Raw genomic sequence first — 13948 nt, 5'->3', positions numbered from 1 at the left:
TGGAGTTTTAGAAAGCTTCAATCCATTATCGAGTATAAAGCCAAGTTAAAGGGTGTGAGTGTCGTTTTTGTTAATCCTGCTCGCACTTCATCCCTGTGCCCGATATGTGGGGGAAAGTTAAGCCCGAATGGGCACAGGGTTTTAAAATGCGAGTGTGGTTTTGAGGCTGATAGGGATGTGGTTGGCTCGTGGAATATTCGCTTGAAAGCCTTGAAGATGTGGGGAGTTCCCGTTCCCCCCGAAAGCCAGCCAATGAAGACGGGAGGCTGGAAGCCTACCCGTTATGAAATTAACACTTTACACACACTTTACGGGTAGGCAGAACGGATTTAAGCGACTGGGAAAGCTATGAGGTTGTGGGAGTAAGCAATCTTGATGGTCCAGATGGAGCGGATTTGGACAAGCTCTACGTTTCATACGATGAGCAGTATCTATATGTGGCTATCACCACAAATAATACTGCAAGTTGGGACGTAGCCTATGGTTTTGGCTTTGATGTTAAAGAAGGAGGTTACACTGGGGATACTGATGCATGGGATAGAAAAATAGGGTTCTCGAGAGGAGTTGATTATGAGATTTACTTCTGGTACGATGGAGGTAATGACGTCATTGGGGGCGGAAACTTCATAACGTGGACTGGAAATGGTTGGGATTACAAAGACGTTGGAAGTGTAGTTACTTACGATTTCACAACAGGCAACGGGCTACAAGTACTCGAGATGGCAATTCCATGGGATGCAATAGGGGGTAGAACATCGGAAGTCGCCCTAATCGCATGGGTGGCTGGAGGTGCGAAGGGGGATTCAGCTGTTGATACAGTTCCCTTGGATCCAGCCGTAGATGGAAATGATTGGACTGATCAGGACGTTTTATCAAATTTTGCCGTTATTGAAATCCCAATTCCAAAACCCGAGCTTACGGTTAGCATTTCTTCAGATGTACTTAATGTCGAGCAATGGCAGCCAGCTAACATTACAATTACAGTTAAGAACATAGGAGAGGTGGATGCTCAAAACGTAACTGTGGAGCTCTACGATAGAGATGCTCTCCTCAAAAGCTGGCTTATTAACGTATCTGCACACTCTGAAGTCAAGCTTGGCTATCTCTACAAATATTCCGATGCATGGGGGGTTCACACCATAAAGGCAGTTGTCGATCCCAACAATGAGATAGAAGAGGCTAACGAAGACAACAACGTTGCAACTCTGGGGATAGTGGTGGGACAAGTCGCAGAGAGGCAGAACAAGCTTATACGGCTCGGTATGTATGTGTGGCCTAGAACCTATCCAGAGGAATACGAGAAGACAAAGCTACTTGTAGAAAATATTTCCTCCATGAGTCTGCCAGCCAAATATGCTGAGACTGTAAAAGGATTTGAGCTGAAGCTCAATGAAAGCCTGAAACTGTTTAACGAAGGCAAATCTCTCATTTACATGCCCAACTATGAATTGAGAGGGGCTCTAAAAATTTTCTCTGCGTATATCCGCCTTGTTAAGCTGCAGAGAGAGATTTCAGAATTCCTGGAGAGTTTAGAATTTAAGAAGAAGATCGATGGATTCCTTACGGATTGGGACGAAAGCTCACTTGTAGCTCAAAACAAAGTTGGGGCGGGAGCCGGAGCTTATCTGGACAGTCTCTACGTAGACTACGACGACAAATATCTCTACATTGCTCTGAGCACAAAGAACACCGAATCATGGAGAATAGCTTACGGTTTCGCACTTGATTACAGAGAGGGAGGATATACCGGAGATGCTGATGCGTGGGGAAGAAAGATTGGGTTCGCTAGAGGCGTTGATGCGGAAGTATACCTTTACTGGAATGGCCCGTTCTTTGAAAACCCTGGAACAAACACTATAACATCAGCGGAACTTGCAGTATGGAATGGGGCTGGATGGGAGTACTATAAATTGTTCGAGAATGCTGCAATAGGATACCTCGGAAACGACAAAGGCTTGCAGAGCCTTGAAATGGCTATTCCATGGGAGTTGCTTGGAGGAAAACCAGAAAAGATAAGCATAGTTGCATGGATAACAGGTGCAAACCCTGGAGACTCGGCCGTTATAACCATTCCGGATGATCCAAGCGTCCACGACAGTGACAACGAGTGGGGCGATATGGATACCATAAGCACCTTCGCAGAGGTCTACATCAGGTGATTTCCCTTTCTTTTTGTTTTTTACTGTCCAATGAATTTTCTAAACGTCCATAGTGCAAACGCCACGGCAAGTTGGTTTGACAAATTGTCATCGGGAGGCAACTCGTAAAACTCTGCTAACATTCCCGCTAAGGCTCCCACAAAGGCGTGGGGAAGGTCTATTAAAAAGAATAGTATCAAAAACGCGGTTAAAAAATACGCTAGGCTCCCTTCTACGCTTTTGCCGTTTTTAAACCTGTGCTTTCCAAAGGGTTTTCCCACTATTGCCGCAACTGCATCTCCAAGGGTCGCGACTGTTATGGCACCTATGGCTATGTCCCTCGGGAAAAAGCAGACTATTATTAATGCCCCGAGTGTAAAATAGATATGTGCTCCAATCGAATGCTTTTCATGCTCTCTTGAAATTGCGTCCAGTTCTCTCTCTACGCGGGCTATCACTTCATCTCTGACGTAAAGTCCGAGCTTTCTTTTTACCCGGTCTCTCAGCCCTTCAACTATTCTAAATGGCTCCAGAATTAAAAAAACTATCAGTGCGGATGAAACGAACCCTATCGCTGCTTTTTGTCCAAACGTTAGATATATCAGAGGAACTGTAAGCCCTGTGAGATGAAGCGCTTTTCTTTTAAGCTCGCTTTTTATGCTCATTCTTTATTACCTCCAATGCCTCTTTGAGGTCTTTAACTACATAATCAGCATGCTTTGGTAAGAGGGATTTAAAGTATCCTCTCCTTACGAGAATTGTTGTTGCACCGATTTCTTTTCCCCTCTCATATCTGTGTCATCTCTATCCCCTACTACGTAGACTTCATCCTCCTTGGGAAACATTTTCCTCGCAAGTATAAAGTTATGGGGCTCAAGTTTGCTGTGCCCGGTCTCTCCACTTATTATAAGGTGATCAAAATATTGCTTCAGGTTGAGATACTCCAGCTTCTTTCTCTGCCACTCAGAGGAGGAATCCGTCACTAAAACAACCTTAGCATTTATATCCTTTAAGCCCTTCAGGAATTCAACGGCATCTGGGTAGAGCTTTAAGTTTGAGAAAAATGTCCTATCAACAAGTTCAAACATTTCTCTAAGGTCTTCCTCCGAAATTTTTTGATAAATCCGCTCCATGAAATTTTCGACCAGTTCGTCTAGATCAAGGAGATGCAGCTCTCTTGACTGCTCAAGCTCTTTGTACCTCTGGGTGAGAATGTAAAGGAGTGCCCTAAACTTTCTTTTTCTAATCAAATGGGGCAGGAGTCTAAGAACACTCCATCTTGCTGCCTCCCATGTGTTGCAGAGAGTATCATCCAAATCCACAAGTACGAGCATACTGTAGTTCCTCCTTCAGTAACTTTAGCGTTAAAGCTTAAAAACTCTAAGTGTATTTTTCCATGAGGGGCCATGAAGGGAGAACTGCTTATACTGGCAGGGATGGGACTGATATTTATAGGCTTCATGCTGATCTTCATAGGAACTTTGATGGCAGCATCTGGGGGAGAGGCTGACGTTGAGAGTGGAGGAGTAATAATGATTGGCCCTATTCCAATAGTCTTTGGAACAAGCAAGGGGGCCACCTTGGCAATGATACTTGCAGTTTTCCTAATGCTCCTGTGGATAATAGGGGCTCTGCTGAGCAGGAGGGTATGAAGTGGAGTACATGCTTGACCTTTCCATCCTTCTGGTTTTTGCAAAGACTTTAGAGTGGCTGTTTGAGAAGAAGGATGTCCACCCTATACTTGCCCATATACTCACCGGAATGATACTGGGGCCTTTTCTTCTCAACGTTATTTCTCCTTCCGAGCCATTGAAAGTCCTTTCAGAGTTCGGCCTTCTGATGATGATGCTCTACATGGGTCTCACAAGCAACTTTTCATCGATTGCATCAAACAAAGCAAAAGCTATCACAGTGGCCGGTTTGGGTGTTGCGTTTTCATTCTTTCTTGGCTTTTCAACGGTTTATCTCTTTGGAAAGGGATTGGCTGCGGCTATTTTTGTAGGGGTGACTCTGGGGAATACTGCAATTGAAGTTACCAGTGGGGTGTTGTTGAAGTCAAGGGTAGGGAAGGAGATTTCTTCAATATTAATGGGGGCAGCGTTTGCCGATGACATAATGGCCGTTTATCTAATTGGCATAATAACGGCGATGACACAGGGCGAGCTTGCACTCTTCCCCTTGGTTGTTTTGACAATTAAGATAGCCATATTCATAGCAGCAGTTCTCTTACTTTCTGAATACATTTTCAAGCGCTCTGTGAGGTTTTACGGCATATTGAGGAACCTCAACATATTCTTCACTTTTACGATAATCCTCACATTTTTCTTAGCAATAGTGGCTGAAAGGGTGGGCCTGCACCAGATAATTGGTGCCTATCTTGCGGGCTTAACAATAAGCAGACTCAGAGAGAGGAGAGATCCCCTCGTGTTAAGCAAGATAAAGCTTAACGAGCTTATTGGGGACCTGCAGGTAGTCCTTACAGAGTTCTTCATGCCTCTCTTCTTTATTTACGTGGGGCTGATGTTTAATCCCTCTCTCAATGAGCTCAACGTCGCTTTGATAGTCCTTCTTTATCTGGCTGCAGTTTTAGGAAAGCTCCTCGGCTGTGGACTTGGAATGAGAGCATTTGGATTTGACTGGAAATCGGCAATGCTCGTTGGAATCGGTATGGGTGGAAGGGGCAGCCTGGACCTTGCCATACTAAAGTTCGGAATTGAAGAGGGGCTAATAGACCAAGGCCTCTTTGCAACCAGTGTCATAGTCTCAATGCTGACTGCTGTAACGACTCCCCAGTTTTTCAAACTTTATTTATCTCGCATAAGGGAGGAGTGACAAAAGCTTAAAGGCTATGCTGATGAGTCTAGGTCGGTGAGAGCATGATTCCAAAGGAAGGAATGAGCGAAGAGGAAGTGCTTGCTGAACTTGAGGAAAGGCTTAAAGTTGACCTAACTTTTGATTCGGGCAGGATTTTGGGATCCATGTGTACTTATCCTCATCCGCTTGCTCAAAAGATAATCCAGAAGTATATAGATAGGAACCTGGGCGATCCGGGGTTGCATAATGGAAGCAAAAAAATCGAGGAAGAAGCCGTTCAGATGCTTGGAGAACTTTTACATTTAAAGAAGGCCTACGGTAACATAGTGAGCGGTGGTACCGAGGCAAATATCTTGGCCGTAAGGGCTTTTCGCAATATATCCGATGTTGAGAAGCCCGAGTTGATCCTCCCAAAAAGTGCTCACTTCTCTTTTCTAAAGGCGAGTGATTTGCTGAGGGTAAAGCTGGTGTGGGCCGAACTTAATAGGGACTATTCTGTTAACGTCAAAGATGTTGAGAGTAAGATAACCGATAACACCATTGGCATAGTTGGAATTGCCGGTACAACCGGGCTGGGAGTTGTCGATGACATCCCCGCTCTTTCAGACATTGCTGTTGATTACGGGATTCCCCTTCATGTTGACGCAGCCTTTGGAGGTTTTGTAATACCCTTTGCGAAGGCTCTGGGTTACGAGTTGCCGGATTTCGATTTCAAGCTCAAGGGTGTGCAGAGCGTTACCATAGACCCCCACAAAATGGGCATGGCCCCAATCCCTGCTGGGGGGATAGTTTTTAGAAAGAAAAAGTACATAGAGGCCATAAACGTTTTAGCACCTTATTTAGCTGGAGGAAAGATATTCCAGGCGACCATTACCGGCACTAGGCCAGGTGCAAATGCAATAGCAGTATGGGCCCTCCTCAAGCATCTTGGCTTTGAAGGATACAAGAGAGTTGTCAAGGAGGCTATGGAAAATGCTTACTGGTTCGCGGAGCAAATAAAGGGTCTAAATGGGGTATACCTTATAAGGGAGCCCATGTTGAACATAGTCTCCTTCGGCTCCAGGAAGCTTAAGAAAATTGAGGCCGAGCTCAAAGCCAGAGGCTGGGGAATAAGCGCCCACAGGGGGTACATAAGGATAGTTATGATGCCCCACGTAAAGAGGGAGCACCTTGAGGAGTTTTTGAAAGACCTGAGGGAAATCCTGGAAAGAGTTCTTTGATTTCGCTTTTATTGTTTTTAAGATTTCGCCTAAGCGCTTTCAATTCTTTTAAAGTCTTATTGGAACGTTGTATGCAACTATCCTAAAAGTTGTCTTTTTCTCCTTTCAATTCTTTTAAAGTCTTATTGGAACCCATCACAGATGATTATGGGTTCAAGGGAGCAAAACCTTTCAATTCTTTTAAAGTCTTATTGGAACCCTGTTTGCAACAGTCCAACAGTATGTGAACGAGCTCACTTTCAATTCTTTTAAAGTCTTATTGGAACACACAGCTGAGGAGCACAAAAACCCCACCACTCCCCTTTCAATTCTTTTAAAGTCTTATTGGAACATAGCGTTTGATGTTATAGACAAGTGGCAATATTTCACTTTCAATTCTTTTAAAGTCTTATTGGAACAGATGTCGCCGTTGAAGCCCTGCAGGCTCTGGAAGCCCTTTCAATTCTTTTAAAGTCTTATTGGAACAGATGGTTAAGCGTATATTTGCAGAATTGAAAATTAACTTTCAATTCTTTTAAAGTCTTATTGGAACAGGAAAATTCTTCCAGGGGTTAATAAATATATCATTATCTTTCAATTCTTTTAAAGTCTTATTGGAACAGCTTCATCCTCAGCAACGAGTTCTCAATGAAGTTAACTTTCAATTCTTTTAAAGTCTTATTGGAACTTTGCTGATGCAGCGATACATGCAATCTTAGTTCTCGCTTTCAATTCTTTTAAAGTCTTATTGGAACTCGCCAGGGGCAACAAGAGGCAACAAGGAAATTGAAACTTTCAATTCTTTTAAAGTCTTATTGGAACCTGATGACCATGACTGCAGAAATAGCCGGGATTGGGGTCTTTCAATTCTTTTAAAGTCTTATTGGAACTTGCGTGTCGTTCGATTGAGCAATTGCGTTAGATATTTCCTTTCAATTCTTTTAAAGTCTTATTGGAACTATAGAGCGATTGAAGTGCACATAATGTTGCTTTCCTTTCAATTCTTTTAAAGTCTTATTGGAACAAGCCCGATAATTTCCGCTCTCTTTCTAAATTTTTAACTTTCAATTCTTTTAAAGTCTTATTGGAACCAGTGAGGGATGGATTACTTGATTTATATAGACCTGCCTTTCAATTCTTTTAAAGTCTTATTGGAACCTTTTTCATTTCATCTTAGGGGCTTTAACTCCACTCCCTTTCAATTCTTTTAAAGTCTTATTGGAACTTATGAGTTAGATAAGGAGTTTTACGAGCTTGCTTTCTTTCAATTCTTTTAAAGTCTTATTGGAACGAAGCGTTTAGGATTTTGAGATTAATGAGAGGATTAGCTTTCAATTCTTTTAAAGTCTTATTGGAACATTTGTCTTTGACCCATCCAACCGCGCTTTCAATCTTTCAATTCTTTTAAAGTCTTATTGGAACTGGCTATGCACTTCGGGGGTTATAACGATAGCGTCCTTTCAATTCTTTTAAAGTCTTATTGGAACTTCGTCTTCGATGTTCCGGCTATGGTTCAAGTTCAACTTTCAATTCTTTTAAAGTCTTATTGGAACGAAGAGATAGAGAAAACTGAAACGTATAGGACACACAACTTTCAATTCTTTTAAAGTCTTATTGGAACAAAGTTCGATCCTCCCCTATCAAATGCCGACGTAACGCTTTCAATTCTTTTAAAGTCTTATTGGAACATACCTATCAACACTCGAAGAGTACGGTTTAATTTCACTTTCAATTCTTTTAAAGTCTTATTGGAACCTTGATACTCACTTAAACATAGTTTTTGCCTCACAAACTTTCAATTCTTTTAAAGTCTTATTGGAACAAGAGTTTAAACTGGAGTTCAGTGGTGTCGCAACTTTCAATTCTTTTAAAGTCTTATTGGAACCGGCACGGCGTTGCTGTATCAGTCTCTGAAAGACATGCTTTCAATTCTTTTAAAGTCTTATTGGAACACATAATGCCCATGAGAACACCTGCAAGCCCGATGACCTTTCAATTCTTTTAAAGTCTTATTGGAACTTCCTCACTCAAACAAAATTCTGTATTATGAGATGAACTTTCAATTCTTTTAAAGTCTTATTGGAACGGAGGAACTGCATGGTCTAACGCTTACGAGTTCAATCTTTCAATTCTTTTAAAGTCTTATTGGAACGAGTTTTGTAGCCAAAGAAAACAGCTCTTTTCTGAACTTTCAATTCTTTTAAAGTCTTATTGGAACTGCTGAACTGATAAGAAGCGGCAAGATTGTAGAGATAGCACTTTCAATTCTTTTAAAGTCTTATTGGAACCACTTATGTTAATTCCCTCCCGCTTCGCTCTCTCTAGCACTTTCAATTCTTTTAAAGTCTTATTGGAACAGGGGCGATTTTTCCTCTAAACTCCTCAAAGAGTAATTAGAAGGCTTGAATCTTATAAGCTTTTCTTCAAGGGGTCAATAAAACTCCCCTCAAAAAGCTCAAATTCGAGCTTCCAGAAAAAACTTTAAAGCTCTAGCCTACTTAAAGCTCCTCCTTTTTCCCCATGCCCAACTTTGTTCATAAGACTTCCAGGGGCAAAATAGGAGCTTAAATCAAAAATAACCCAATAAAACCGCCTTAAACTAAAAATGGTTAAATTTCCACGAGGAGAGAATACCAAAGAAGCCCTAAGAAGCCTCAACTCAAAACTTCGAAAAAATTTCGTTACAAAACTCTCAAAAACTTGTAACTCTTTGTAAGATAGTAACCTTCAGTTACTAAAGACTTCCAGAGCATTCCTAGAGCCTTAAACTCAAAATTAATCCTTCAGAAAGCAGAAAAACCAAAAAGAGAGAATCCAAACATGATACAAGACTATTGGATAAGCATTTTGAGTTTTCTTAATACAATCTCTGGGCTCTCCCCAAATATTAGGATCATTGCCTCCCTGCCCCAATCCCCGAGGTGGTAAATTATGTCAGGTTTGCTGTTTACCCTTTCAATTGCAGTTCGTATTCCCCACGGAATAGTGCTTCCTTCTTTGGCTTTTATTCCCTCTGGCTCCTCTCTTCTGTCGTAGAATGAAACTCTAAGCCCCAACTCGGAGGCTTTCTTAATCAGCCCCTTGCTGTATTTTAAGTTTAATGCGCTTCTTGTTTCGGGGAAGAATTCCATAAAGGTTAGAACCGCCCTTGCTATGTGGTCTGAGGCTCCAAATTCCACGTCGCCCACAGGCTTTACCGTGCTTCCGAACTTTACTATCCTTCCTTTGACCCCTGCAACATTCTCTTTGCTCCTTGCGTAGAGCTTTGGCAGTGCGTAGACAAAGTTCATGCCCACTTCTGGCACGTAATGAGAAAGCCCTTCAATTGCCAGGAGCTCCTTGACGGCATTCCTTAGAGCTTCATAAACCCTCCATTTTTCAGCAGGAATCTCTATCCAGGCGTTCTGGTTAACGGGGCAGTGTCCGTGACCTATCTTTGCTCCATAGTAGATTCCCATCGTTATGAACTCCTTTGCAATTCTAACTGCCTCCTCAAGCTCTTTTCCCTTGGCTAGATTTGCCGTTATTGCTGCAGAAAAAGAACATCCTGTGCCGTGGGTACAGCCGTCAACAAACGGTGCCCTGTACTCTTTGAACTCACCGTGGAAGTATAGCACGTCAACAGCTTCGCTCAGTCCAAGATGCCCACCCTTGACTATTGCCCCTTCAGCTCCAAGCTCCTCCACTATGATTTTTGCAGCCTTTCTTGCGTCTTCAAGGTTTCCAATCTTTATTCCGCTCAGCTTTTCGGCTTCCGGCTTGTTGGGAGTTACAACCTTTGCGAGAGGGATGATCTTCTCGATAAGGGCATCCATTGCATCTTCTCTCAGCAGAGGTGCTCCGCTCTTGGCTATCATCACTGGATCAACCACCAGTGGAAAGTCATACTTCCTCACAGTCTTTGCGACAGCCTTGATGATCTCCGCATTGCTCAGCATTCCGGTCTTTGCTGCATCAACTCCTATGTCATCGGCAACCGCTTCTATCTGCTTTGCAACAACTTCTGGTGCAACATCATATATCGCCCTTACTTCTTGGGTGTTTTGGGCTGTTACTGAGGTTATTGCAACCAAGCCATGAACACCAAAGGCAGAGAAGGTCTTTAAGTCTGCCTCTATCCCCGCCCCACCTCCACTATCACTTCCTGCTATAGTCAGGGCCTTCTTAATCACTCTATCACCTCCATTCTTCTTAGAGCTTTAAGGGTGAAGAATCCCAAAGTGGTACCCACTAGAGTGCTTGGAGCAAAAGCAATCCAGAACCATGTAACTCCCTTGTAAACATTTATGAGAGGGCCAAATAATAGAGCACCTAACGTGCCTCCTATAAAAACTGTAGCAAGGGGCTCGCTAAAAGCAACCCAGTCTTTCTTCATGAGTTTATAAGCCAGTCCTACAGTGAAAGCCCCTGGGATTCCACCGGGTATTGAGAATATTGTGCCTACTCCAAAGGAGATCCTAAGAAGACCTATTAATAGGGCTGTTAAGGAAGCCCACCATGGCCCAAGCATGATTCCGGTTATTACATTTATAAAGTGCTGGAAGGGTGCTACTTTTGTTGGACCTATAGGAAAGGAAATTGTTCCGAGGATAACACCTAATGCCGTGAAAATTCCAACATAAGCAAGTTTTTGTGTTTTGGTTTCGGCTTTCATTTAATCATCTCCTCCACAATTCTCCTCATTTCTTCCGTGGCCTTCTTTACATTCTCAGCCCCCATTATCGCGGAAATTACTGCAACTCCATCGACGCCGGTTTTGAGGACTTCCTTAACGTTTTCGTGGTTTATACCCCCTATAGCCACAACGGGAATTTTCACCGACTCCACTATTCTCCTAAGCCCCTCTATGCCGATAACTCTGACATCTTTCTTTGTGGATGTGGGAAAGACTGAACCTGCCCCTAAGTAGTCGGCCCCTTCTTTTTCCGCGTGCAGAGCTTCCTCCAAACTGTAAACCGAAGCCCCAATAACCAAATTCGGCGCTATATCTCTAGCCAGGGAAATGGGCATATCCTCTAGACCCAGCTGGACTCCGTCTGCGTTTGTTGCTAAAGCCACATCCACTCTGTCATCAACGAAATAGAAGGCGTCGTACTCCTCTGTGAGCTTTCTTATTTCTTTGCCGATTTCTATCATCTCTCTCGTTGGAGCGTTTTTTATCCTGAGCTGGATGGAGGTTGCACCACCTTCGAGGGCTTCTTTCACGCTTTCTACTTCTGGCTTCAACCTTCTATCAGTTATAACATAAAGCCTCAGCTTTTTTCTAAGGTTCAACTTCCCTCACCTTCGCCCTCTCTTTTATGAGCGCCCCATCAATCCTGTAGAGCCAGTCGTAGAGCTTCATGTGAAAGCTTCCCGGATATGGGGACTCTTCAACAGCTTTCTCAGCAGCGATTTCAAATGTTGTGAGCCCCGCTATAGTGGCTTTCAAAGGTTCTTCAACTGCTAAAAATGCTCCTATTATTGCTGTAGCCATGCACCCGGTTCCCGTAACCCTTCCGAGCATAGAGGTTCCGTTTTCTATGGCATAAGTTCTCTCGCCATCACTCACGTAGTCCACAGCACCGGTAACCGCTACCACCGTTCCGAACTTTTCAGCCGCTTTCTTGGCTAGGTCTTTCGCGGCATCTTTATCATAAACTGCTGAATCCACGCCCCTAGTTTTGCCATGCTTGCCAAGAAGGGCGGCTATCTCACCGAAGTTGCCCCTCACCACGCTTATATCCCCTAATTCCAGCAGGTTTAGAGAGGTCTTTGTCCTCAGCTTTGTTGCCCCAGCACCGACGGGATCAAGAACTACTGGCTTTTTGAGCTCTTTGGCAACCTCAACGGCTTTAAGCATGGAATATATTTTGTGCTCATCAAGGGTTCCAATGTTTATAACCAGCGCGTCTGCTAAGGCTATCATCTCTTCAAGTTCCTCTATTGCATGGGCCATTACTGGAGATGCTCCTATAGCTAAGAGGGCGTTTGCAGTGGTGTTCATAACGACGTAGTTGGTTATATTGTGCACCAAAGGTTTCTTTTCTCTAAGCTTTTCCAAATCTTTACCAATCCATTCCATTTCTTTCACCTCCCAAGCAAATAATACAAAGCACTTACAAGGAGGAATGTTGGAATACTAGAGCCAAGTCTGAAGCCGAGTTCACTTAAAACCGGAATGTGAAGTCCAAAGAGGCCTTCTACAGCCAAACCCATGTAGAACGCAAATCCTATCGCCCAGATTATTATCGCCTTTAAGTTGTATCCAGCAAATGGACCGTTTTCATCAAGCAGTTCCTCTGGGACATAGGTTTTCCTTACAAGGAAGTAGTCAGTTACCATTATTGCCGCTAAAGACACAAATGCCCCACCTATAAGTAGTAGAAAACTTTCATACTGCTCCATTGGGAAAACAAGGGCTAATAGAGTCCCAAGGAAACCAACTAGGAGTACCTGTTTCTTTGCGTCCGCTTTCGGTGAGATGTTCTTGTAGGTTATTGCGGCTGAGTAAACGTCGAGGAACGTTGTGGTGACCGTGGAGAAAATAATTACCAGCATGGCCGGAATTCCAATGCCGTAGGCGGCTATGATCTTAATGGGGTCTCCTTCGCCGATTGCCATGTTTGTCAAAGCCCCAACAAAGTAGAACAGGCTTGAGGACACAAAGTAGCCTAAGTAGGTGCCCCAAAATGCTGAGCCCTTACCTTTGGCGAACCTCGAATAGTCTGCTATTAGTGGCGCCCAAGAAAGAGGCATTGCTATTACCAAGTCCAGCGCTAGCATAATGCCTATTTCTCCAGTTCCGGGCTTGGAAAGGAGCTCACCTAAGGGGAACCTCTTGAGTGTAACGTAGGTAAGCCACAGGCTCAATGCAAGCAAAAGCAGAGCTGCTATTTTTTCGAGCTTTTCCCAGTTTTTTGGACCAATATATGTCCATCCTGTAACGAGGATGCCCAGGAGAATTACCCAGAGGGCATAGCTCTCAAAACCGAGGACTTTTGATACTGCATTCATGGCGTTTGCTCCAACTATGAGCATTATTGCTGTCCACCCTATAAGCTGGAGGTAGTTCAAGAGTGACGGTAAAATCGAACCTTTGATTCCGAGAGGAGCCCTAGAGAGCACCATAGTTGGTAGTCCAGTTTCCTCACCTTCGATGGCTATTAAACCCATCACTGCATTTCCCAAGATGTGGCCGATGATTATTACCAGTACCGCCATACCAAGTGAGAGCGCTGGAGTTAGCAAAGCCCCTGCCCAGAATTCTGCAATGCTTATTCCTGCTCCGAACCATATTGCGAAGATTGTTAGGAAACTGACCTCCTCCCCGCCCTGAAGGGCGAGGGTTCCAACGAGTTAACCCCTCGCCATTGGCAGGGAGGTTTGAGGGGTTTCATTTAGACCCAAGTTAAAGCGGGTCTTCGACCCCTCGGGGAGGGTCTTCCCCCCGTTACCCCTCCTCTGAGCATAAAGGCCGCCCAGATTCGGGGTTATCTTTTCCACAGCCTTCTTTAAAATGTTGAAAGCACCAATCAAATCCGCGTTAAAGTCAAGCCCCGTCGCGGGACACTTAAACAAACCACGAACAAAGCGGGCCCCCTCGTGGGGCTTCCCGCAAACGGGGCAGGTTTTTGAGGTGAAAGCCTCATTAACAACCTGAACAACGATGCCATATTCCTCAGCCACTTCCTTGAGCCTTTGAATCACAGTATTGAACCGCCAGACGTGGGAGAGGAGGAAGTTCTGCTTTTCACCCCATTCAGAATTTCTCGCAATGCCCTTTGGATAACCAACTACAATCGTAGAGACGCCCAT

12 protein-coding genes, 1 pseudogene and 1 CRISPR repeat array are annotated in these 13948 nt (G+C 43.9%); of the genes and pseudogenes, 5 read left to right on the top strand and 8 right to left on the bottom strand.

What is annotated here, in order from left to right:
* Positions 1-318 (top strand): zinc ribbon domain-containing protein (locus THEPK_RS05945; RefSeq protein WP_042699502.1); only part of this gene is annotated, 318 nt, incomplete at its 5' end.
* Positions 319-356: 38 nt separating this feature from the next.
* On the top strand, positions 357-2159 hold the full coding sequence (locus THEPK_RS12390) for a CARDB domain-containing protein (RefSeq protein WP_052315895.1): 1803 nt from the start codon (positions 357-359) through the stop codon (positions 2157-2159).
* 20 nt (positions 2160-2179) lie between these two features.
* On the opposite strand, the gene THEPK_RS05930 is transcribed toward THEPK_RS12390, so the two are convergent.
* Both THEPK_RS05930 and THEPK_RS05925 read right to left on the bottom strand, forming a co-directional pair.
* Positions 2180-2803: a diacylglycerol/polyprenol kinase family protein gene (locus THEPK_RS05930; RefSeq protein ID WP_042699501.1), complete on the bottom strand. Its 624-nt coding sequence runs from the start codon at positions 2801-2803 to the stop codon at positions 2180-2182.
* Positions 2781-3472: pseudogene (locus tag THEPK_RS05925) on the bottom strand (HAD family hydrolase). The gene THEPK_RS05930 and the pseudogene THEPK_RS05925 overlap by 23 nt, the downstream one beginning before the upstream one ends.
* Before the next feature lie 72 nt (positions 3473-3544).
* Between THEPK_RS05925 and THEPK_RS05920 the strand changes: the two are divergent.
* From THEPK_RS05920 to mfnA, 3 genes are read left to right on the top strand one after another with little or no spacing between them, the layout of a single operon-like run.
* Positions 3545-3790, top strand: a complete 246-nt coding sequence (locus THEPK_RS05920) for a TIGR00304 family membrane protein (protein WP_042699499.1) — start codon at positions 3545-3547, stop codon at positions 3788-3790.
* 1 nt (position 3791) lies between these two features.
* Positions 3792-4970: a cation:proton antiporter gene (locus tag THEPK_RS05915; RefSeq protein WP_042699497.1), complete on the top strand. Its 1179-nt coding sequence runs from the start codon at positions 3792-3794 to the stop codon at positions 4968-4970.
* A gap of 44 nt (positions 4971-5014) precedes the next feature.
* Positions 5015-6172 (top strand): tyrosine decarboxylase MfnA, encoded by a 1158-nt coding sequence (gene mfnA / locus THEPK_RS05910; RefSeq protein WP_042699495.1) that lies wholly within the window; start codon positions 5015-5017, stop codon positions 6170-6172.
* Positions 6173-6208: 36 nt separating this feature from the next.
* A CRISPR array of direct repeats spans positions 6209-8508; the repeat unit is 30 nt; unit sequence CTTTCAATTCTTTTAAAGTCTTATTGGAAC.
* 474 nt (positions 8509-8982) lie between these two features.
* Here mfnA and THEPK_RS05905 read toward each other — a convergent pair.
* From THEPK_RS05905 to THEPK_RS05880, 6 genes are all read right to left on the bottom strand, one after another.
* Positions 8983-10323 (bottom strand): bifunctional hydroxymethylpyrimidine kinase/phosphomethylpyrimidine kinase, encoded by a 1341-nt coding sequence (locus tag THEPK_RS05905; RefSeq protein WP_042699492.1) that lies wholly within the window; start codon positions 10321-10323, stop codon positions 8983-8985.
* Positions 10320-10805, bottom strand: coding sequence for an energy coupling factor transporter S component ThiW (thiW, locus tag THEPK_RS05900; protein WP_042699489.1), 486 nt, complete (start codon positions 10803-10805; stop codon positions 10320-10322). Before thiW ends, THEPK_RS05905 begins: the two co-directional genes overlap by 4 nt.
* Positions 10802-11425: a thiamine phosphate synthase gene (thiE, locus tag THEPK_RS05895; protein WP_042699486.1), complete on the bottom strand. Its 624-nt coding sequence runs from the start codon at positions 11423-11425 to the stop codon at positions 10802-10804. The genes thiW and thiE overlap by 4 nt, the downstream gene beginning before the upstream one ends.
* Entirely contained in the window at positions 11415-12215 is an 801-nt protein-coding gene (gene thiM / locus THEPK_RS05890; protein WP_042699483.1) for a hydroxyethylthiazole kinase, read from the bottom strand. The genes thiE and thiM overlap by 11 nt, the downstream gene beginning before the upstream one ends.
* Before the next feature lie 5 nt (positions 12216-12220).
* Positions 12221-13438, bottom strand: coding sequence for a putative hydroxymethylpyrimidine transporter CytX (gene cytX / locus THEPK_RS05885; RefSeq protein ID WP_052315894.1), 1218 nt, complete (start codon positions 13436-13438; stop codon positions 12221-12223).
* 51 nt (positions 13439-13489) lie between these two features.
* The coding region (locus tag THEPK_RS05880; protein ID WP_042699481.1) for a zinc ribbon domain-containing protein at positions 13490-13948 on the bottom strand (459 nt) is incomplete at its 5' end.

The sequence above is a fragment of the Thermococcus sp. PK genome (genome assembly GCF_000430485.1).
Taxonomy (GTDB): Archaea; Methanobacteriota_B; Thermococci; order Thermococcales; family Thermococcaceae; genus Thermococcus_A; species Thermococcus_A bergensis.
This window is presented reverse-complemented; position numbering and strand designations above follow the sequence as displayed.